At 71.3% G+C, this 21,096-nt stretch carries 16 protein-coding genes; 2 read left to right on the top strand and 14 right to left on the bottom strand.

The features are described from left to right. A partial coding sequence (locus ACFW2Y_RS24455) for a dihydrodipicolinate synthase family protein (protein WP_384883053.1) occupies window positions 1–231 on the bottom strand: 231 nt, incomplete at its 3' end. A gap of 334 nt (window positions 232–565) precedes the next feature. On the opposite strand from ACFW2Y_RS24455, the gene ACFW2Y_RS24450 reads away from it, so the two are divergent. Continuing rightward, the gene (locus ACFW2Y_RS24450; protein WP_384883056.1) at window positions 566–1,021 is read left to right on the top strand and encodes a tellurite resistance TerB family protein; all 456 of its coding nucleotides are present in this window, start codon (window positions 566–568) and stop codon (window positions 1,019–1,021) included. A gap of 21 nt (window positions 1,022–1,042) precedes the next feature. Here the strand turns inward: ACFW2Y_RS24450 and ACFW2Y_RS24445 are convergent, their stop codons facing one another. The 4 genes from ACFW2Y_RS24445 to ACFW2Y_RS24430 all read right to left on the bottom strand — a co-directional run bounded on the left by ACFW2Y_RS24445 (window position 1,043) and on the right by ACFW2Y_RS24430 (window position 5,903). Beyond that, the gene (locus tag ACFW2Y_RS24445; RefSeq protein WP_384883050.1) at window positions 1,043–1,981 is read right to left on the bottom strand and encodes a M56 family metallopeptidase; all 939 of its coding nucleotides are present in this window, start codon (window positions 1,979–1,981) and stop codon (window positions 1,043–1,045) included. 5 nt (window positions 1,982–1,986) lie between these two features. Next, window positions 1,987–2,415: a BlaI/MecI/CopY family transcriptional regulator gene (locus ACFW2Y_RS24440; RefSeq protein WP_384883046.1), complete on the bottom strand. Its 429-nt coding sequence runs from the start codon at window positions 2,413–2,415 to the stop codon at window positions 1,987–1,989. Between the two features lie 127 nt (window positions 2,416–2,542). Then, entirely contained in the window at window positions 2,543–3,907 is a 1,365-nt protein-coding gene (locus ACFW2Y_RS24435) for an NAD(P)-binding domain-containing protein (protein WP_384883043.1), read from the bottom strand. 505 nt (window positions 3,908–4,412) lie between these two features. After that, a complete protein-coding gene (locus ACFW2Y_RS24430; RefSeq protein ID WP_384883041.1) occupies window positions 4,413–5,903 on the bottom strand; it encodes a SulP family inorganic anion transporter in 1,491 nt (496 codons plus the stop codon). 459 nt (window positions 5,904–6,362) lie between these two features. Here ACFW2Y_RS24430 and ACFW2Y_RS24425 point away from each other — a divergent pair, with 459 nt between their 5' ends. Beyond that, entirely contained in the window at window positions 6,363–6,776 is a 414-nt protein-coding gene (locus tag ACFW2Y_RS24425; RefSeq protein WP_384883039.1) for a MerR family transcriptional regulator, read from the top strand. A gap of 52 nt (window positions 6,777–6,828) precedes the next feature. Here the strand turns inward: ACFW2Y_RS24425 and ACFW2Y_RS24420 are convergent, their stop codons facing one another. From ACFW2Y_RS24420 to ACFW2Y_RS24380, 9 genes are all read right to left on the bottom strand, one after another. Next, a complete protein-coding gene (locus ACFW2Y_RS24420) occupies window positions 6,829–7,836 on the bottom strand; it encodes a hypothetical protein (RefSeq protein ID WP_384883036.1) in 1,008 nt (335 codons plus the stop codon). 74 nt (window positions 7,837–7,910) lie between these two features. Beyond that, on the bottom strand, window positions 7,911–8,114 hold the full coding sequence (locus ACFW2Y_RS24415) for a hypothetical protein (RefSeq protein ID WP_384883033.1): 204 nt from the start codon (window positions 8,112–8,114) through the stop codon (window positions 7,911–7,913). Then, complete coding sequence (locus ACFW2Y_RS24410; protein WP_384883031.1) at window positions 8,111–8,365, bottom strand: hypothetical protein; 255 nt, start codon at window positions 8,363–8,365, stop codon at window positions 8,111–8,113. The genes ACFW2Y_RS24415 and ACFW2Y_RS24410 overlap by 4 nt, the downstream gene beginning before the upstream one ends. 81 nt (window positions 8,366–8,446) lie before the next feature. Beyond that, a complete protein-coding gene (locus ACFW2Y_RS24405; protein ID WP_384883028.1) occupies window positions 8,447–9,697 on the bottom strand; it encodes a cation:proton antiporter in 1,251 nt (416 codons plus the stop codon). Window positions 9,698–9,937: 240 nt separating this feature from the next. Then, the gene (nhaA, locus tag ACFW2Y_RS24400; protein WP_384883025.1) at window positions 9,938–11,239 is read right to left on the bottom strand and encodes a Na+/H+ antiporter NhaA; all 1,302 of its coding nucleotides are present in this window, start codon (window positions 11,237–11,239) and stop codon (window positions 9,938–9,940) included. A 228-nt stretch (window positions 11,240–11,467) separates the two neighbouring features. Then, window positions 11,468–13,021 (bottom strand): alanine/glycine:cation symporter family protein, encoded by a 1,554-nt coding sequence (locus ACFW2Y_RS24395; protein WP_384883022.1) that lies wholly within the window; start codon window positions 13,019–13,021, stop codon window positions 11,468–11,470. A gap of 474 nt (window positions 13,022–13,495) precedes the next feature. Beyond that, the gene (locus ACFW2Y_RS24390) at window positions 13,496–18,352 is read right to left on the bottom strand and encodes a DNA repair ATPase (RefSeq protein WP_384883019.1); all 4,857 of its coding nucleotides are present in this window, start codon (window positions 18,350–18,352) and stop codon (window positions 13,496–13,498) included. A 100-nt stretch (window positions 18,353–18,452) separates the two neighbouring features. After that, window positions 18,453–20,480 carry a flotillin family protein gene (locus ACFW2Y_RS24385; RefSeq protein WP_384883016.1) on the bottom strand — a complete coding sequence of 676 codons (2,028 nt, stop codon included), beginning with the start codon at window positions 20,478–20,480 and terminating at the stop codon, window positions 18,453–18,455. A gap of 42 nt (window positions 20,481–20,522) precedes the next feature. Beyond that, window positions 20,523–20,924 carry a hypothetical protein gene (locus ACFW2Y_RS24380; protein WP_384883013.1) on the bottom strand — a complete coding sequence of 134 codons (402 nt, stop codon included), beginning with the start codon at window positions 20,922–20,924 and terminating at the stop codon, window positions 20,523–20,525. Between the last annotated feature and the right edge of the window lie 172 nt (window positions 20,925–21,096).

Raw genomic sequence — 21,096 nt, 5'->3', positions numbered from 1 at the left:
CTCGACGGCGGTGCGGACGACCTGGGCGCGCTCGGCGTCGGTGAGGGTCTGGTACTCGCCGAGGGAGCCGTTCGGGACGACGCCGTCGCAACCGTCGGCGACCAGCCGGGCGACGTGCCGCGCATAGGCATCGTGATCGACGGAACCGTCCTCCCGGAAAGGGAGGGCGGTGGCGACCATGATCCCGTGCCAGGGGTGCGCGCGGCGCGCGGGGACGTGCGCATGGACCATGAAAGGACTCCCTTGTGTGGTGTGTGACATTTTATTGATGGGGGCGAGGTGCACAAGGGTCCGGGGCCAACCCGCTCCCCCGAGGCGAACGGTCGGACGCTCCGGTCGGCGGGGGAACGCCCGGCGTCCCGACCGGCCGGACCGGGCGGGACCGCCCGACGCGCCGTCACCCGCCGCACGGCTGCCCGCGGGAGGCGACTCCCACTTCCGGACCGCCGCTCCCCAGGAGCGAGCACACGTCCGCCCGCCCTCCGGGAACTCCGTCCCCCGGCACCGCGTTCTACAAGGACGTAGAAGGAACCGACCTCAACCATTGACGTCTGGAGTGCTCGACATGGCCCTGTGGGACCGCATCAAGGAGTCCGCATCGACGATGCAGACCCAGCTGGTGGCGAAGAAGAACGACCTGAAGAGCGGCGCCTTCCGGGACGCGAGCATGGCCATGTGCGCGCTGGTCGCCGCCGCCGACGGGACGATCGACCCCGCCGAGCGCCGTCGGGTCGCCCAGCTCATCGCGACGAACGAGGTGCTGCAGAACTTCGACGCGGTCGACCTCCAGCGCCGCTTCGACGACAACCTGAACAAGCTGACCGCCGACTTCGACTTCGGAAAGGTCAGCGTGCTCCAGGAAATCGCCAAGGCGAAGAAGAAGCCGGCGGAAGCACGCGCCGTCGTCCAGATCGGCATCGTCATCGGCGGCGCCGACGGTGACTTCGACAAGACCGAGCAGGCCGTGGTGCGCGAGGCGTGCTACACGCTGGACCTGCCGCCGCACGAGTTCGACCTCTGAGCACACGGCCGCCGCGGACGATTACATCGGCGCGGCGGCTGCTCGCAGGACACGGAAGAGCGTCACGGCCGAGTTCGCCGAAGAGAGCGCCGATGCCGTCACCCCGAAGGCGGCGCCCCAGGCGGCGAGGCCGGCGGTCGTGAAGACCGACGGCCAGGCACGCCCCACCGGCGCCGGACTCAGCAGCGCTTCGACCCTCCGGGGCACCGGCCCCGTCCCCACGAGGGCGGGGAGCGCTCCGGCGGTCGGGCGCGGGCGCAGCAGTGCGGCCCTGCCGATCGCCCGCGCCACGACCCGGCGGCTGCCCACCTCGGCAGCCGCCTCCTCGTCGGCCCAGCGCTCCGTGGTGTAGTTCACCGCAGTGCGCAGCGGACGCAGGAACGGATTGGCACGGGCCGCCAGATGGACCGTCAGCAGATGCCGGTGGTGACGCCCCCTCACATGTGCGCGTTCATGAGCGAAGAGGGCCCTGCGCTCGGCCGGCCCGAGGCCGACGAGCATCCCGGTGCTGACCACGACCCGGCCTCGACCCCGCCGGCCGGGCAGCGCGTACGCATACGGAACCGGGTCCGGGAGCACCGCGACGGACCGTGCCCGCAGCCCCGCGAGCGCAGCCTCGGCCCCGCGACGGACCCGCGACCGACGCCAGACCGCCCTGCCGCACGAGACCAGTACGGCGATCAACGCGGGAATCGCCGCCCGGCCCGCGAACTCGTCGTACGGCAGGGCCGCGCGCACCCCGGGATCCGACCAACCGTCAGGAAGCGGATTGCCGGGCAACTGCGCGGTGCCCACGATCATCAGCAGCCCGAGGCAGAGCGTGCTGCACACGGCGGAGAGACCGGCGACGACGGCGAGCAGACGGGTGGCGGTGCGGGGGTGGAGCCGCTGCTCGGCGAGCCGGGCGACCGGCCAGGCGGTCAGCGGGAGGACGAGGGGGAGGAAGACGAAGACACCCATGGCGGTCAGCAGTCTTCCCCCTCGCTCCCCTCCCCGGCCGTCTCCTCCGCCGCTCGGGCCAGCAATTCACGGAGGAGTCGCTCCTCGTTCGGTGAAAGTCCGGTGACGAAACTGGCCAGGACCGCCTGACGGTCCGCTTCGGCGTCCAGCACCCTCCGCATCCGCAGCGCGGCGAGTCCTGCCTCGTCCGCAACCGCCGTCCACCGGAAGGAGCGCCCCATCCGCTCGCGTTCGACGGCACCCTTCACCCGCAGACGGGTCAGTATGGTGATCACGGTGGTGTAGGCGAGCGCGCCGCCGAGCCGCTCGCGCACCCAGGCCACGGGAACCGGCTCGGACGCCTCCCGGAGCACGGCGAGCACCTGGGTCTCCAGCTCCCCCTGCCCGCGCCTGCGCCGCAGCGGCTCCGCCCCGCCCTCGCTCCGGTCCGTCACGCCGCCGCCCTCCCGTCAGCCGCCCCACCGGCCCGATGGTGCGCCGCGGGACGGCAGGCCATCGTACTGAGCGGGCGGGGGAAGGCATACGGGCCGGACCCCACCCGCACCCCGGGGGCGCGACGGGTCAGCAGCCCCCGGTGGCCGTCGGGGTACCGGCGCCGAGCCGGATGAGCTCCGGAGCGGGTGCACAGCAGCCGCCCTGGGAGGCGTCCTCGGCGACCGGCTGGTCGAAGAGGCCGGAACCACCGCACACCCCGGTCTCGGGGAGGACGAGTTCGACCCGCTCGGCGGACTCGTGGTCACCGGCGAGGGCGGCGACCACGGAGCGGACCTGCTCGTAGCCGGTCAGGGCGAGGAAGTTCGGGGCACGACCGTAGGACTTCATGCCGACCAGGTAGACGTCGGACTCGGGGTGGGAGAGCTCCTTGAACCCGTGGGGGTAGACGGTGCCGCAGGAGTGCTGGTTGGGGTCGATCAGCGGGGCGAGTTCGACCGGGGCCTGGAGGCGCGCGTCGAGGCCGAGGCGGAGCTCGTCGAGGAAGGTGAGGTCGGGACGGAAGCCGGTGAGCACGATGACCTCGTCGACCGGATCGAGTCGGCGCCCGTCCTCTGCGACCAGCACCAGGCGCTCACCGGCACGCTCGATCGCCTCGGTGCGGAAGCCGGTGACGGCGTCCGCGGCCCCTCCGTCGACCGCCGCCTTGGCCGCGAGGCCGAGGGCTCCGCGCGCGGGGAGCTGGTCGGCCGCGCCACCGCCGAAGGTGGAGCCGGAGATGCCGCGGCGCAGGATCCACACGGCCTTGGTACCCCCTTCCTCCCGGGCCAGGTCGGCGAGGGAGGCGAGTGCGGTGAAGGCAGAGGCTCCCGAGCCGATCACCGCGGTCCGCTTGCCGGCGTGCCGGGCCCGCACCACGGGGTCCCTGAGATCGGGCACCCGGTAGGAGATCCGGTCGGCCGCCGCGCGTTCGCCGAGTGCCGGGAGGCCGTCACCACCGGCGGGGCCGGGGCCGCCCCAGGTACCCGAGGCGTCGATGACGGCCCGGGCCGGGATCAGTTCCTCGCGTCCGTCGACGTACTGGACGCGGACGGTGAACGCTCGGGCCGAGCGGTCGGCGTCGACGGTCCGGTCACGGCCCGAGCGGGAGACACCGGTCACCCGGCTCCCGACCCGCACCCTGTCGCCGAGGGCTTCGGCGAGCGGCTGGAGGTAGTCGGACGCCCAGTCACCGCCCGTCGGGTACGTGCTGAGGTCGGGCTTCACCCAGCCGGTGGGAACCAGCAGCTCCTCGGCCACCGGGTCGATGACCTCGCCCCAGGGGGAGAAGAGCCGCATGTGCGACCAGGCGCGCACCGCCGCTCCGGGCCGTGCCCCGGCCTCCAGGACCAGCGGCTCCATGCCCCGGTCGACCAGGTGGGCAGCCGCGGCCAGACCGGTCGGACCGGCCCCGATGACCACGACGGGCAGTTGCTCGGCGGCGGTGACGTGCATGAGGACTCCCTCTGATTCGACGTTCGTCGATCTCTCATGACCCAGCTTGGCACTTGAATAGATGGACGTCAACATAGACATCAATCGAATCAAGAGGGTCACCCGTGCCCCGACACCCCCCTCCCCACCGGACGGCGACCCGCGGCACCACGGGCACCCCGGGCGCGGAGCAGCCCCTCGCGCACGACCGCGCCCGACCCTCCCAATGGGGCGGGTCCCCAGGGACCGTCTCGACGGGGCGACGTCGACTGCGGTCGGTGCCCGCTGGTCGCGATGTGCGCACCGTGCCGGTCGCGATCCCGCGCGGGACCGGCGAAGGCGCACCGGCGCCCTGCCGTCGATCACCCCGGAGCTCAGGGTGCGCAGGGCCCGGCGACCGGGAACTCTGCGGAACCCGCCCCCGGAAAGGCCGCCGCCCCGCGGCCCGGGTGTCAGGCGGCGGGGCGGCGGCGACCGGCCGGCAACGGGCGCCCGGAACCCCGCGCCCCGCTGCCGACCGCCGGCCTCAGTGTCCGGCGGCGAGTTCGCCGCTGAGCTTGCCGTGGAGGAGGGCGCTGGAGGTGTTGAGACCGGTGATCTCGACGGTCTTCCCTCGCTGGGCGTACTTGGTCTCGATGGCGTCGAGCGCGGCGACGGAGGAAGCGTCCCAGACGTGGGCCGCACCGAGGTCGATGATGACCTTCTCGGGGTCGCCCGCGTAGTCGAACTGACCGACGAGGTCATTGGAGGAGGCGAAGAACAGTTCGCCGGTGACCCGGTAGACGACGGTGGTGCCGTCGGGGTCGAGCACGGCGGTCACCTCGGCGAGGTGCGCGACGCGCTTGGCGAAGATGACCATGGCGGTGACGGAGCCGACGACGACGCCGATGGCGAGGTTGTGGGTGGCGACCACGCACACGACGGTGATCAGCATGACGGCGATCTCCCCGGCGGGCATCCGCCGGAGCGTCTTCGGGGCGATGGAGTGCCAGTCGAAGGTCGCGAACGACACCATGATCATGACGGCGACCAGCGCGGCCATCGGGATGTCCGAGACGACCGAGCCGAAGACGATGCACAGCACCATCAGGAAGGAGCCCGCGAGGAAGGTGGACATGCGGGTGCGGGCACCGGAGACCTTCACGTTGATCATCGTCTGGCCGATCATGGCGCAACCGCCCATGCCGCCGAAGAAGCCGGTGACGATGTTGGCGATGCCCTGGCCGATGGACTCACGGGTCTTGTTGGAGTGGGTGTCGGTGATGTCGTCGACCAGCTTCGCGGTCATCAGCGACTCCATCAGACCGACCAGCGCCATGGCGAACGCATAGGGGGCGATCGTGGTCAGGGTGTCGACGGTGAACGGCACGTCCGGCAGTCCCGGCACGGGGAGGGAGGAGGGCAGCGCCCCCTTGTCGCCGACCGCCGGCACGGCGATGGCCGCACCGAGGGTGATGACGGTGAGGATGACGATCGACACCAGCGGAGCCGGAACGACGGTGGTGACCTTGGGGAAGAACACCATGAGGGCGAGCCCCCCGGCGATCAGCGGATACACCGGCCAGGGCACATCGGTCATCTCGGGAACCTGCGCCATGAAGATCAGGATCGCGAGGGAGTTGACGAACCCGACCATCACCGAGCGGGGAATGAAGCGCATCAGTTTCGCCACCCCCAGAGCCCCCAGGGCGACCTGGAAGACACCGGCGAGGATCACGGCCGCGATCAGATAGCCGAGGCCGTGCTCACGGTTCAGCGGGGCGATCACCAGGGCGACGGCACCGGTGGCGGCAGAGATCATCGCCCGCCGACCACCGACGATCGCGATCGTCACGGCCATGGTGAACGAGGCGAACAGGCCCAGCGCCGGATCGACGCCGGCGATGATCGAGAACGAGATGGCCTCGGGAATCAACGCCAGGGCAACGACCAGCCCCGCCAGGACCTCGGTGCGCCAGACCTTGGGGTCGGAGATCCAATCGGGCTTCAGGCCGCGCAGGCGCGCAGCGGGAGACACAGCAGTGGCGGCAGAAGACAAGGGAGACGGAACCTGTCGTGCTCGGGGCGCACCCTGTTCGGCGGCCGGGCGTGCGGGAGGACGTGGTGGAGCCGGGTCGGCACCTCGTGGTCGACCCCGTGGACACGGAGCCGGAAGAGCAGGTCGAGAAGGGGTGGAGCAGACCTCACGGCGGAGCCGGAGCCCAGATCCGGGGGCGAAGCATCACGGCGGGCAGGCAGCGGCGCCGGGCGTCGTGGGCTCGCGCACGCTTCTCTCCTGCAAGGATCGGACCTTCGCCGGGGGCGTCTTCGGCCCCGACACGGCAACGGCGGGACGCCGGAAAGGCGGCCTCGCCGCCAGCAACTCTACCCTAACGTTAGAGTAGGGATCGGTGGCGCCCGTCCTGGGCCTAACCGGGCAGGGCCGAGGAGCCCGGCCGGACCGAGCCAGCACGAGAAGGGCCAGAGGATCAGCGGCGTGGACGGCAAGCACATGCAGATCGGCGAGGTCGCCGCGCGGACCGAACTGTCCCTGCGCACGATCCGCCACTACGAGGAGACCGGTCTGGTCACTCCCTCCGCCCGCTCTCAGGGCGGCTTCCGCCTCTACACCGAGAACGACATCGCTCGCCTCATGGTCATCCGCCGGATGAAGCCGCTCGGTTTCACCCTGGACCAGATGCGCGACCTCCTCGACGCCACCGACCGCCTGGACACGGGCGGTGCGCTCGGAGCCGAGGAGCGCGAGGCCCTCCTGGAACGCGTCCGCGGCTATCAGCGGGCCGCGGCGGAGCAGGTCGAGAAGCTCCGGGTGCAGCTGATCCGTGCCGAGGACTTCGAAGGCACGCTCCGCAGTCGGCTGGAGGCGCCCGCGGTGACGGCGGGCTCCTGAGCCGCCGGCCCCGGAGGAACAGCCCTCCGGTGACGGCGGCCCCGCGCGGACCTCAGTCCAGGGAGCAGCCGTGGCGCGCCGCGGAGGCCTCGGCGAAGGAGACGAGCAGTGCGTTCAGCGCCTCGCGCTCCGGACCGTCGAACGACACCGGCTGCTTGTCGGGCAGCAGGGGTGGGGTGATCTTGAAGTACGTGGTGCCGAGGCCTCCCGGACAGGTGTGCGTGCGGGTGACGATGCCCTTGACGCTGCCGGGGTAGCGGGCGTCGAGGTACATCTCCTGCTGGGCCGAGGGTCCGTAGTAGGCGTTGATCCGGAGACCGCCGCCTTGCCGCAGTCTGACGTTGCACTCCTCGGTGAGGGAGCGACCCGCTCGGTACTCGCCCACGGCGACGGCCCCCAGGGTCCTTGCGTCGGCGGCGCTCACGACTCCGCGGCAGGTCTCGATCGCACCGGCGACCGGGCGCTTCGCCTCCCCCGTCGTGTCGACCTCGTCGGGCCGCTGTCCCAAAACGCCCTCACAGTGGAAGCGTTCGGCAGCCCGGCGGGCGGTCTCGGTGGTGAGCCGGGCGACGGCGATGATCTGCTCGCGGGTGAGTTCCCGGGCGTCCTTCGCGGTCCCGACGAGGACGAGCAGCCCCTTTCCCGCGAGCGGCGCGCAGTCCACGAGCACGGCGGCCTCGGGGCCGCCCCGGACGGCGAAGGAGCCGTTCCAGCCGTACCCGAGGGGAGCGGCACCGGGGTACTCCGCTGCACCACTGGCCCGGTGGGCGGCTGCGGGGCGCAGCTGCACCTGGAGGGTACCGGCGTCCGGATCGTTCCGCGCCGACACCGAGCAGTACTCGACGTCGTGGCCGACCCACTCCCCCGTGTGCCCCCGGGACTCCAGTTCGGCGCCGGCGAAGAAGCCGTTCGCCTCGTCGACCGCCAGGGAGCCGCCGCAACTGTCGAGCAGGGAGTCCTCGTGCCGCTCCCCGCCCACCAGGGCCCAGGCCACGACGCTCGCGACGAGGAGGAGGAGTGCCGCAGCCGCACCGCCCTTCGTCCAGCGGTTCCACTTCATGTGATCCTCTTCCTGTCCTGCGTCGTCGGGCTGGTCGTCCTCGTGCGGGTCGGTGGCGTGCCGGAGGGGAAGGGTCAGGGTTCTTGGTGCGCCGGCGTGCTCCGGTTGGGCGACGGCGTCGGGGCGAAGGGGCCGGCCCGGTTCTCCATCAGGAGGATCATGACCAGGACGCCCACACTGCTGGCGACGATCAGGAAGAGGCCGACGGGGCTCCTGGGGTTGTAGACGTAGCGGTTGGTGCCCCAGCGGCTCTTCTTGAAGACGGGTTCGTCGTTCATCGGATCGGACTCCTCGTGGTGAGGGGACGTGCAGGACGCCCCTGCTGGCGGGCGGACCTCCGCTGCGGGTACTGACGGACGAGCAGCACCTTGGCGCACCGGGACAGGATTTCGGCGGGCGGCCCGAACGCGGAGAGGTCGGGCCGGGGCCGCGGCCGGAGCGGGGTGACCGCGCCGACGGTGCCGATCACCTGCGGCTGGTCGGCCTCGGAGGCGACGACCGACCTCGCGGGACCGTCGGTGCACTCCATGGGCGCGGCCCCGTGGAGGGATGGGGCATGGCGGCTGACGGCGGGTGGTCGGGCCGGCGGGAGGCCGCTCAGCCCGACAGGTCACGTGCGCGCACGGGGAACGGTTCCGGTCGTCGGGGCATCGGCAACGGGGCGGGGCTCGGGGTCGACTCCGGTGTCGACGAGGTCGTCGACGTGGAAGAGGCGGGCGATCGGCACGTCGGTGCTGCTGTGGGCGATGATCGAGAAGGCGATGCAGACGGCGATCAGCGTGTACGCCTGCTCTCCCTGCGGGATGCCGGCCTGGAGCACCAGCAGACCGTAGACGACCGAGGCGAAGCCCTTGGGGCCGAACCAGGCCGCGACCAGCTTCTCCCGGCGGTCGATGCGGGTGCCCCACAGGGAGATCAGGAGCGAGGCCGGGCGGATGAGCACGATGGCCAGGACCACCGCGACGTACCCGCCGACGGACAGGTCCCCGAAGAGCTGCGGGGTGAGCAGGGCGCCGAAGACCAGCAGGGCGGCGAACTTGGCCAGCTCGGCCAGCGACTCGCCCAGGGGCTCGAACGCCTTCTGCGACTCGGGGGACACCGCGGCCAGCACCGCACCGGCCGAGAACGCCGCCAGGTACGGGTTGGCGTGCGTCAGGTGGCAGGCCGCGTACAGGATGACGCCGATAGTCAGCGGCAGCAGCGGCTGGAGCTTGGGCTCGGCGCCCAGCAGGCGGAACCGCACGAGTCCGTTGACCAGCAGCGGGAGCAGTACGCCGAAGAGCAGGCCCAGGCCCAGTTCGAGTCCGATCGTCCCGAAGGACGCCTCGGCGTGGCCGGCGGTCGGGCCGGCGGCGGCGATGAGGATCAGCACGACGGGCAGGGCGAGGCCGTCGTTGATGCCGCTCTCCACGTTCAGCAGTTCGCGCAGCCGCGCGGGGACCTCCTTGCGGCCCACGATCGCGGAGGCGAAGACCGGGTCGGTGGGTGCGAGCACCGCGCCCACCAGGAACGAGGTGGTCCAGTCCAGGCCCACCAGATAGTGGGTGATCAGCGCCATGCCGATGCACGCGAGGGGCATTCCGAGGCCGAGTGCGCGGGCCGGGTTGCGCCAGTTGGCGCGCAGCTTGGCGAAGGAGACGTGCATGCCGTCGGTGAACAGCACCGCGAAGAGCGCGAGGTCCGCGGTGACCGACACGATCTCGCTCTCGGGCGAGATGTGGATCAGCCCGAGGAAGCCGTCGCTGACCAGCGCTCCGCCGACCAGGAACAGCAGCGAGGTGGAGAGGACGGTGCGGGCGGCGAGCCCGGAGAGCAGGACCGCTACGAGCAGCGCGGCCCCGAAGACGGCGACGAGCACCATGGCGAAAGTCCCCCGATCGGCAGAAGAAGACAGGTGTCCCTTGTTCGCCGACCAGACTTCCCGGCACTCCGCAAAGGACCTTACACGTTTCTTATCTGATGTTGACAGGCCCCTGACGAGCACCCGCCCCCGCCCCAACTTGCCGGTGTCCGGCAAGCTGGGGCCGCCCGCGACCGTATCAGTGCAGGATCAGCGCCGGGCCACTGCCGTCCCCGGGCGCATCCGGGAGCGGGCGCCCCCTCACCGGGAGCTGCTGGAGTGCGCTCCGGTCTGGTAGACGTCGGGGATGCCGTCCTCGTCCTCGTCGCGGTTCTCCTCCTCGTACAGCTCCTTGTAACGGCGGTTGCGCCGGCGCAGGAGCACCGCGGCGAAGGCCGCGGCGACGAGGGATGCGACGAGGACGGCGGCCTTGGCGTGCTCCACCTCCGTGGGATCGGTGAAGGCGAGCTCACCAACGAGGAGGGCGACGGTGAAGCCGATGCCGGCCAGGGCGGCGAGGCCGAAGATGTCGGCCCAGGCCAGTTCGGGGTTGAGCGTCGCCCTGGTGAAGCGTGCGGCGAGGTAGGTGCCGAGGAAGACCCCGAGGATCTTGCCGGCGACGAGGCCGATGACGATGCCGAGGGGCTCGGGGTCGGTGAAGACGTGGCCGAGGGCGGCGCCGGAGACGCTGACGCCGGCGGCGAAGAGCGCGAAGAGGGGGACGGCCACGCCGGCGGAGAAGGGGTGCACGAGGTGGGAGACCCGGGCCCCCGGGGACCTGTCCTCACCGCTGTCGCGGGTGGTGCGCAGGATGAGGCCCATGGCGACCCCGGCGACGGTCGCGTGGACGCCGGAGTTGTACATCAGCGCCCAGATGGCGATGCCGAGGGGGACGTACCACCACCATCCCCGGACCCGCAGGCGCTGGAGGACGTAGAAGAGGACCAGCCCGGCGAAGGCCCCGCCGAGCGCCCAGAAGTCGAGGTCGCTGGTGAAGAAGACCGCGATGACGAGGATGGCGCCGAGGTCGTCGACGACCGCGAGGGTGAGCAGGAAAGCCCTCAGGGCGGCGGGCAGGTGGGTGCTGATGACCGCCAGGACGGCGAGCGCGAAGGCGATGTCGGTGGCCATCGGGACGGCCCAGCCGTCGAGGCTTCCGCCGCCCGACTTGGCGACCAGCACGTACAGGCCGGCCGGGACGGCCATGCCGCAGACGGCGGCGACCACCGGTAGCGCGGCGGTGGCCGGGGTGCGCAGCTCGCCGGTGACGAGTTCGCGCTTCAGCTCGATGCCGGCGACCAGGAAGAAGACCGCCAGCAGCCCGTCGGCCGTCCAGTGGCCCACCGACAGGTCCAGGCCGAGCGCGGGTACGCCGAAGTGGAAGTCGCGCAGGGACTCGTAGGCGGCGCTCCACGGGCTGTTCGCCCAGACGAGGGCGACGACGGCGGCGGCGAGCAGCACGAGCCCGCCGATGGTCTCGGTGCGCAGGGCTTCGGCGATCGCCTGGCGCTCGGGCCAGGGGAGCAGACCGAAGGCGATCTTGCGGGGGCGTGCCTGGGTCATGGAAGGAATCCTCCGGGGCGTGTCGGCAGGGGGGCACACGGGCCCACGGACGCCGACCAGACTTCCCGGCACACCAGCATCGTTCCTGATGCGTTCTTTACACCCTATCGGGTGATCGGGAGTCTCACCAGAGCGTCTCTCACCTGCTGAAACAAGATGAAGGGCCCTGTCCTCCGCGAGGTGCGAGGTGCGGACAGGGCCCTTCGGAAGCCAGACCGTGGGGGGCGGTCAGGCGGTGGTCTTCACCAGCTCCTGGTCGTCGTCGCCGTCACGGTCGGCGTCGACGTCGGCGTCGAGACCGGCGTCACGCCGCTTCACGAAGGCGAGGAAGGAGTTCAGCTCACGCTTGGCGATGGGGGCGAGGAGGTAGAGGCCGATGATGTTGATGACGGCGAGCATGAACAGCACGGCGTCGGCCATGTCGATGAGGGTCTTCAGGGTGAGCAGGGAGCCCGCGACCGCGAAGACGGTGTACAGGACCTTGAAGCTCAGCTCGCTGGCCTTGCTGCGGCCGAACAGGTGCGTCCAGGCCTTCATGCAGTAGTAGCCCCAGGTCAGCACGGTGGAGATGGCGAACAGCATGACCGCGATGGTCAGGACGTACGGGAACCAGGGCATGACCGTGCCGAAGGCGTCGGAGGTGATGGTGACGCCGCCGATGGACTCGCCGGCGCGGGCCTCGGCCCAGCTGGCCGGGTTCGCGATGACGATGGTCAGGGCGGTCATGGTGCAGATGACGACGGTGTCGATGAACGGCTCCAGCAGGGCGACCAGGCCCTCGCTGGCGGGGTGCTTGGTCTTCACCGCGGAGTGGGCGATCGGGGCGGAGCCGAGGCCGGCCTCGTTGGAGAACGCGGCCCGCTTGAAGCCGATGATCAGCGCACCGAGCACACCGCCGGCGACGCCCTGCGGGTTGAAGGCGCCCTCGATGATCGTGGAGACCGCGGACGGGACGGCACCGATGTTGACGACGATGACGACGAGGCAGGCCGCGATGTAGATGCCGGCCATCGCGGGCACCAGCTTGCTGGTGACCGAGGCGATGGAGCGGATGCCGCCGAGGAGCACGATGCCGACGAGCGCGGCGATCAGGATGCCGAAGAACAGGGCGCCGGCCGACGAGCCCAGGGCGCCGCTCTCACCGCCGGTGACGGAGACGAGCTGGGCGTAGGACTGGTTGACCTGGAAGAGGTTGCCGCCGAAGAGACCGAAGAACAGCACCATGAAGGAGGCGAGGACGGCGAGGACCTTGCCGAAGGTCTTGCCCTTCTTGCCGAAGCGGTCGACGAGGCCCTTGGGCAGGTAGTGCATGGGCCCGCCGGAGACCGTGCCGTCGGCGTGCACCTCGCGGTACTTCACGCCGAGGGTGACTTCGACGAACTTGGTGGCCATGCCGAGCAGGCCGCAGAGGACCATCCAGAACGTGGCGCCGGGTCCGCCGATGGAGACCGCGACGGCCACACCGGCGATGTTGCCGAGGCCGACGGTTCCGGAGACGGCGGCCGTCAGGGCCTGGAAGTGGTTGACCTCGCCGGCCGACCCCTTCTCGTCGTACTTGCCCCGCACCACGTTCACGGCGAGCCGGAACTTGCGCAGCTGTACGACTCCGAACCAGCCGGTGAAGACCAGGCCCGCGACGACGAGCCAGGCCACGATGAGGGGAAGCTGGGTGTCTCCGATGGACACGGAGAAGAAGACGACTTCTCCGAGCCAGCTGGCTATGGGCTCGAAGAAGCCGCTGACGGCCTTGTCAACGTTTTGGGTGATGGCATCGAGTGACACGGTGGTACCTCAGGTGCGCAGGACCGACGCGCGGGAGGCTGCGCCGGATGGGGGGATGCGGTCTTTGAGCGAACGCCGTTGTCCGTTCGGCGATCCGGGCGATCGATGTCCGCGGACTCGGAGCGTGATCACCTCGGTCGTGCTGCCGGTTCGTGCCCGGCTCCCCACGGAGGCGGCGAGGGGTGGTGCCACCTGCGGAGTTGGGCATTCCTAACACAGACCACACCCTCACCCGTGTGACCCAGATCACGATACGCATGGTAATCACGGGAAAATGCAGGGAGCGTGACGCGACCGTTATCCGAACAGGTCGATCCGTTCAAAGGACATCTATTTCTGCAGGTCAGCAGCTCGATAAGGAAACGCACCTGTCGCAGCGGCCGGGGGACGGACGCGCGGCCGGGGGTTCGCACCCCCGGCTCCCGCCGTGGTCACAACGCGTGCCGAACGACTCGCGACCGCCCTCCCGCGAGGTCAGTTCGGACCCTGCTCGGGGACCGGCGGGACGGCGGGCCGCGCCGCGTGGCGCCCGTTGGTGCGCGCCAACAGCTGGCGGGGGTCCGTCGCCCGGGTGATCGCCGCCTCGACGGCCGTGATGCGGTCGGCGAGCAGTCCGAGCGCCGCGACCGCCCGCGCGAGCGGATCGTCGGCGGAGTCGCCGAGCGCCTGGGCGCGGGTGTGGGCGGCGGTGATCTCCGACCAGCGGTCGGCCTGTTCGCGGGTGAGGGTGCCCCGGAGCTCGGCGAGCTTCAGGAGGTTGGCCTCGGCCTCGGTGGTGAGGGTCTGCGCCTCGGCGGTGTAGTGGTCGTCGATCACCGCTGCGAGTTCGGCGTCGTTCATCACGGGCGAGAGGCGCGCGGCGATCTTGTTCATCGTGCGGTAGGAGCCCTGGAGCCGGAAGCGCGGCTCGGTGCGGGACCCTTCGGCACGGGCGGCGGAGGCGATGTACTCCTCGTTGACGGCCAGAACGGTCTCACGGGCCGTCAGGAGGCGGCGCAGGAGGGCGAGGATCCGGTCGAGCTCGGTGGGGTCGTAGGGGTGGACGAGCCGGTCGCGGCGCGCGGTCGGGTCTCCGTCCGCCAACCGGACCAGCAACTCCAGGTCCGCGCGGTCGCGTCCGGCGAGCGGCGCGAGGACCGGGTGGGCGGTGAGGGCGTTCTCGACGAAGCTGAGGGCGAAGACCTCGTCCTTGCCCGTGAGGACGTCGCCGAGGTTCCACACGTCGGCACGGTTGGCGAGCATGTCCGGTACCCGGAAGGCCTGCCCCGACTCGGTGTACGGGTTTCCGGCCATGCAGACGGCGAAGCGCTTGCCCCGCAGGTCGTGCCCGTTCAGGGTTCGGGTGGCGTCGCAGAGCGGGATGAACTTCTGGAGCAACTCGGGCGAGCAGTGCTGGATGTCGTCCAGGTACAGCAGGACGTTGTTGCCCGCCGCCAGGGCGAAGGCGATCTTCTCCAGCTCCCGGCGGGCCGTGCGGTCGGGGGCTTCCGCGGGATCGAGGGAGACCGTCCGCTGTCCCAGGGCCGGTCCGTCGACCTTGACGAGGAGCAGTCCCAGGCGCTCGGCCACGTACTCGATCAGCGTGGTCTTGCCGTACCCGGGCGGGGAGAGGAGCAGCAGCAGGCCGTGCGAAGCGCTTCGAGCGGAGTCTCCGGCCGCTCCGAGCTGCTTGGCGAGGTTGTCGCCGATCAGCGGGAGGTAGACCTCGTCGACGAGCCGGTTGCGAACGAAGGAGGACATCACGCGCGGACGGTGCTCGTCCACCCGGAGTCGGGTCCGCTCGTCCTCGATCAGCGCCGTGCGGCGCTGCTGGTAGGCGCGGTAGGCGGGCACCTCCTCCGTGACGAACCGTCGGGTCCTGGTCAGGAAGTCGTCGAGGCGGAGCTCCAGGGCGCGCCCCTCCACCCGGGGGTGGCTGCCCAGCAGGCCGGCGACCGTCACCGCGGTCGAGGCGGTCACCTCGTAGCGCTCCAGGTCCGGGCAGACCTCGGCCGCGACGGCCTCGGCGAGCACGCCCTCCTCGATGCCCTTCCCGGACGCCGACGCATAGGCGGTGAGCCAGGCTTCGGCGTGCTGCCGGCGGGACCGGGCCGTCGACAGGGCGGCGAGCGAGTCACCGTAGGCGGAACTCCCGACGGCGCGCCGGAACTCCTCCAGGAGGGTGCGGGCGGCGGCGGACAGGGCGAAGCCCGGAGGACCGGAGGCCAGTTCGGCGACCAGGTACTCGGCGGCCGTCGGGTCGCCCAGCTCCTGGGCCAGCTCCCTCCGCAGGCCGTCGAGGGCGGACTCAGCCCCGAAGAGGTCACGGGCCTGGGTCAGCGAGACCGCCCGCCCGGCCCACTGCTCACGGGCTTCGGCGGTGGCGGTGTGGGCCCAGAAGACCTGGGCCGCTGCCCGTGCCGGGGCCGGGTGCCTCAGGAGACCGGCCCCGGCGTGCAGCCCGAGGACGGCCTCCAGGACGGTCGCCGCGTCGTGGTCGTGGACACCGCGCTCGTACCCCTCGTCGTACGCGGCCTCGGCGGCCCTGCGGGCGAGCGCGTGGAGGTCTTCGCCCGCCAGGCCGTCCGCTCCGTGCTCGGCGAGGAGCCGTGCGGCCAGGTGTTCGGACCGGTAGACCTCCGGGGACTCGGAGGGCAGGGTGCGGTCCCAGAAGCGGCGGGTCGCGGCGAACTCCGGGTCCGTGACGGGCGCACGGTAGTCGGTGCCCGTCAGGGCGAGGGCGAGGGCGTCCCCGTACGGAACGAGGGTCAGCTCGGGGGCCTGTCGGTTGACCGCGAAGCGGTGGCGGCCGAGCCGGATCGTGTCCCCTCCGTCGGAGAACAGTTCGGTGCGGTCCCGCAGCGCCCTCCCGGCCTCCTGGCGGGCGGCTCCGAGACGGCCCTCCAGCTCCTCCGCCCGGACCTGGTCGCCGAGTTCCCGCAGCTCGTCCGCGATGCGCCGCACCTTGACGACCATCGGGTCGGAGGCGAAGTAGGTGTGGACCCCGTCCAGGTCCACCAGGTCGGCGGAGCGCCGGGCGATCGACTCCAGCACCCGGCCCGCCGACTCCCCGAGCCGCTCCGCACGACGGGCGCGGGCGTCCTGGAGCGCCTGCTTGCGCGCGGTGAACGCGTCGTAGATCTCCGCCCGCTTCTCGGCCAGGTCGGCGAGGAAGCGGTCGTGGTCGGCGAAGCGGGACTCCAGGTTCTCCACCTGGAGCATCAGCCGGCCGAGCTGGGCCTCGCAGTGCTCCGCCGTGTCCGAAGCCGACAGCGCACCGGTGACGGACTGGCCGAGCAGCGCCAGCTCGGCGGCGAACTCCGCCCTCCCCTCCCGGTCGAGGAGCTCGGTGCGACGGGCCGTGAGAACGGCGCGCGCCCGGTTCAGGGCGCCCAGGACGTCGGCGATCCGCGCCAGGATCGTCGTACGGACGGTGGCGTCGCCGATGTCGAGGCCGGCGATGATCTCGCTGAGGGACCGCAGGGCGAGGACGTGCTCGTCGATCCGGTCACCGACCGGGCCCGCCTCGGCCGCCGTGGCCAGTTCCGCGGCCCGGGTCGCGAGACGGTCCGCGTCCTCGTGGTGGGCGGTGAAGGCGTCGTCACGGTGGAGGAAGGTGACGGCCCGCTGCGCGGCCGACGCGACGTCCGCCTCGACGTCGGCGGCCAGCACGTCGATGGCGTCCGCGTCGGCGTACCGCATCTCCTTGAGGGTCACCAGGTGGCCCTGGGCCTGGCGGAGTTCGGTGATCCGGGAGATCCACTCCTCGGCCGTGGCCGGAGCCTCGCCGCGTACGCGCCGGACCAGGCGGGCGATGTGCCCGGCGGAGTCGGCGAGGGCTTCGGCGGCCTGCCGGGTGAGCGTCGTCACCGTCTCGAACTCGTCCAGCACCTGTGCGGCGGCGGTGCGGAGCTCGACCAGCGGACCGCTCAGGTCCCCGGTCTCCGGGTCCCCCAGCCAGTGGTGGACGTCGACCGCACGGGCACACGCGGCGAGGAGCGCTTCGTACACCTCGCGGGCGGGGGTGAGCTCGGTGGCCTGCCGGGCGACGGACAGGCAGTCGGAGATGCCCCGGACGAGGTCCACGTTGCCGATGCGCACCAGCGGCCCGTCCCCCACGGGGGCGGCATAGGTGTCGGCCGTGTAGGGCGTCCGCCAGACCTGCACCGCGTGCACCCGGCCGGGCTCGTCCTCGACGGACCTCAGGACGACCATCGTCCCGTCCTGGAGCAGGGCGTGCGCGCGGCAGGAGACCGGGCTCGCGACCTCCTTGCGGATCAAGTTGTAGGGGAGGAGGAGTTCGCGTCCCTCCTCCTGGGCGTGGAAGACGTAGAGGAGGTCCTCCCCGTTGGGCGAGCGGACCAACCGGTCGAAGACGAGGCCGGAGGTGTCGGTGTCGAAGGTCTTCACCGCACCGGAGGCGAGGCAGTAGCCGCCGGGGAAGACCAGACCCGCGTCCTCGGGAAGCCTCAGACACGCCTGGCCGAGGCCGTCGAGCCGGACCACGGTCCCGGTCAGCGCGTTGAAGACCAGGTGCCGGTGGGTGCTCTCCTTGTACGGGCGGACCCGTAGCAGGAGGAGGGGGCCGACGGCGGCGTGCGCGACCTCGGCGTCCGCGAGGGACTGCAGGGGCTCGTCGACCGGCTCGCCGTGGATGCCGTCGCCGGTCTCGGTGTCGTCCTCCGTCTTGACCGTGAGGCTTCCACCGACCGTGGACACGAAGATCCGGCCGTCGATCGAGATGTGCGGGAAGCGGCCCGGTACGTGGTCCTCCCGGGTCGTCTCCACCCAGTCGACCCCCTGGGAAGGAGGCAGGACGTGGTCGCGCTCCCCCTGCGCGTCCAGGAAGCGCACCTCACCGGACGGGCCGAAGGACCACCTCAGGACGCGGAGGTCGTCGGCCTTGTCCCCCGTCTGGAAGACGGCGAGCAGCCGCCCCTCCCCCCTGCGCAGCCTGAGCAGCCGCGCGCCGCGGAAGTACCGGTGGAGCGCCGCGAACTCCCGCCGGAAGTCCGGGTCGTCCAGGAGTCCCGGGACCGTGCTCTCGGGCAGCGGCTTCAGGTCCCGGTCGTGGAGCGTCAGGACGTCCTCGACCCGGGTCTCCTCCCGTCCCGAGGAGGCCGTGTGACGGCCGAGGAGCAGCACGTCGTCGCCGACGGCGACGACGTCCCGGGGCAGGGAGGCGCGCTCCGTGTGGATGCGGCCGGTGCCCGCCAGGGCCAGCTCGCCGGAACCGAACTCCGCGATCCGGGCCTCGTTGAGGGCTTCGGCGCGGCGGGCCAGTTCGCCCGCTTGGGAGACGAGACGGTCGCGCAGCATCGCGTACGTGTCCCGGTCGATTCCGGTGCTCATCTTGTTCTGCTCCTCGTACCGTGGTGAAAGACGGGTCCGGTGCCGGTAACTCCCCCGTTCGCCGGCACCGGACCCGCTCCGACCGCTCCCCCGTGGGCGGTCAGCTCGTGGCCGCGCCGTTCAGCGCGGCGGTCCCGGACGGGGTCGGGGGGGTGGGCGCTCCCGGGTTCGCCGTGTCCAGCAGGCCGGAGTTCATGACCTTGGCGAGCAGCGCGGAGACGCTCAGGTTCTGCACGTCGGCACTGGAGAGGGAGCCGAGCACCTTGGTGAGGTCCTCGGTGAACGCCCCCTCGCCGTTCAGCCACGGACCGGCGAGGGTCTGGGCCGTCTGCGAGTGCTCCATGAAGCCGTCGACGGACTTGCCGAAGGAGACGGACTGCACGAGCCGGTCGAGGAACACGGACTCCCCGCCGACGATGTTGATGTCGGCGTGCTCCAGCCCCGTGGCCAGCACCGTGGCCTGTGCCTCGGCCACCTGCCGCTGCACTTCGAGACCGGCGAGGCGGACGTCCTTCTCGGCCTCCAGGCGGAGGCGGTACTCCTCGTGGGTGCGGGAGGCCTCGTCGAGCGCGGCCATCGCCGCGGCCTTCTCGGTGAGACCGGCCGCCTCCGACTTCAGCTTCTCGCCGATCGCCTCGGCCTCGGCGAGCGCCTTGGCCCGCAGTCCCTCCGCCTCCGCACGCAGTCGGGCCTCGGTGGCCTCGGCCTCGGCACGACCGGTCTTCTCGATGGCGCCGGCCTCCTGCTCGCGCACCTGCACGGCGGCGAGGCCCGTGGCGGCGGCTTCGGCCTGCACGCCCTCGGCGATCCGGATCTTGGCCTGGGCATCGAGGTCCGCCGCCTTGTGGCGGGCCTCTGCCAGGGTCAGTTCCTCCGCGGCCCGGTGGACCGCCGCCTGCTCGGCCGCCTCGGCCGCCTTGATGTCCTTGACCAGCTTCTCCTGCGCCTCGGCCTCGGCCGCGATGACCAGTGCCTGCCGGTCGCGCTCGGCCTCCTCGACGGCGCGCAGCCGCTTGATGGACTCCTCCTGCTCCGCGACGGTGCGGTCCACCGCGACCCGCTCCCGGATCACCTCGGCGATGTCCCGGCGCTCGGCCTCGACCTCCTTCTCCGCCGAGATGCGGGTGAGTTCGGTCTCCCGGTCCCTGGCGATGACCTCCAGGAGACGGTCCTTCTCGATGCGCTCGCTCTCGATCGCGATGACCCGCTCGCGGTTCTTCTGGGCGACGGCGACCTCACGCGCCTGGTTCTCGCGCTGGACGCCGAGCTGCTCCTCCGTCCGCAGGAAGGCGCTCTGGGCGCGGAGCCGCTCCTCTTCCATGACCCGGGCGGTCTCGGCCTCCTCCCGCGCCCGCACGGTCTCGATCTCGCGCTTCTGCTTGATCTCCGCGTCCGCCTGGCGCCGCTCCAGTTCGAGGATCGCCTCGCGGGCGTCCACGTTCTGCCGGGTGATCTCCTTCTGTTCGTGCTGGCGCAGCTCGTTGGTGCGGACGTTCTCGACGGCCGTGAGTTCGGTGATCTTGCGGATGCCCTGGGCGTCCAGGATGTTCCCGGCGTCGAGCTGGGCGAGCGGGGTCTGCTCCAGGTAGTCGATCGCCGCGTCCTCGAGGCTGTAGCCGTTGAGGTCGATGCCGATGACCTCGATGATCCGGAACCGCAGCTCGTCGCGCTTGGTGTAGAGGTCGGTGAAGTCCATCTGCTTGCCGACCGTCTTCAGCGCCTCGGAGAACTTGGCGTTGAAGAGCTCCTGCAGGGTCGCCTTGTCGCTGGCCCGCTCGGTGCCGATCGCCTGGGCGACCTTGATGACGTCCTCGACGGTCTTGTTGACCCGGACGAAGAACGAGATGCGGATGTCGGCCCGGATGTTGTCCCGGCAGATCAGCCCGTCCCGACCGGTCCGGGCGATCTCGATGGTCTTCACCGAGATGTCCATGACCTCGGCCTTGTGCAGGACCGGCAGGACCACCTGTCCGGTGAAGGTGACGTCCACCTTGCGCATCTTGGAGACGATCAGCGCCTTGCCCTGCTCCACCTTCCGGAACAAGCGGCTGACCACGAACAGCACCGCGAAGGCGGCGAGCAGGACAGCGGCTACCAGCACGCCGATGCCCAGGGTGATGGCATCCATAAGAGAACCCCGTGTCGATCGAAGGAGGAGGGGCGTACCCGCTCAGGCGGCGGTACGCGAGGAGTGCGGGCCCGACTCGGCGCCGTGGTGCACGGCGCGGTGCGCCACGGTGCGGAGCACCAGGAACCTCGTCATGTGCCAGGCCAGGAACAGGGAACCGCCGAGCAGTGCCACGGACAGCGGCAGGGACAGCGCAGCGGGCGGTTCGACCCGGTCCAGCAGCACCGAGCCCACGACGTCGAGCACCCAGCCGGTCGCGAGGAACACCGAGCCGGCCGCTTCGACCGGCACGCCGCTGATCCCGAGGGCCTCGACGTCGGAGCGGAAGGCATCGGGAGGGACGAACCCGCAGAGCACCAGCAGCCAGAACCCGAAGACGGTGACGACACCGGTGGTGAGCACCATGGAGGGAAAGCCGAAGGCTGCGTCCAGTACCTCCGCCATGCTCGCCCCCCTGTACACCGACTCTTCCGGAACTCGGCACTCACCATGCAGGCGAGGTGCCGCTGGTGCCATTCTGGTCCGGGGGGACCTTCGAGCGCATTGCCGGGCGTAGGCAATCTTCATGCCTTCTTGATGCCGGGTCCTACCCATCGGTCACATCACGCACACGGCC

This window comes from Streptomyces sp. NPDC058877 (genome assembly GCF_042742855.1).
GTDB lineage: Bacteria > Actinomycetota > Actinomycetes > Streptomycetales > Streptomycetaceae > Streptomyces.
Note: the sequence above shows the minus strand (reverse complement) of the source record. Positions and strands in the feature narration are given on the sequence as shown.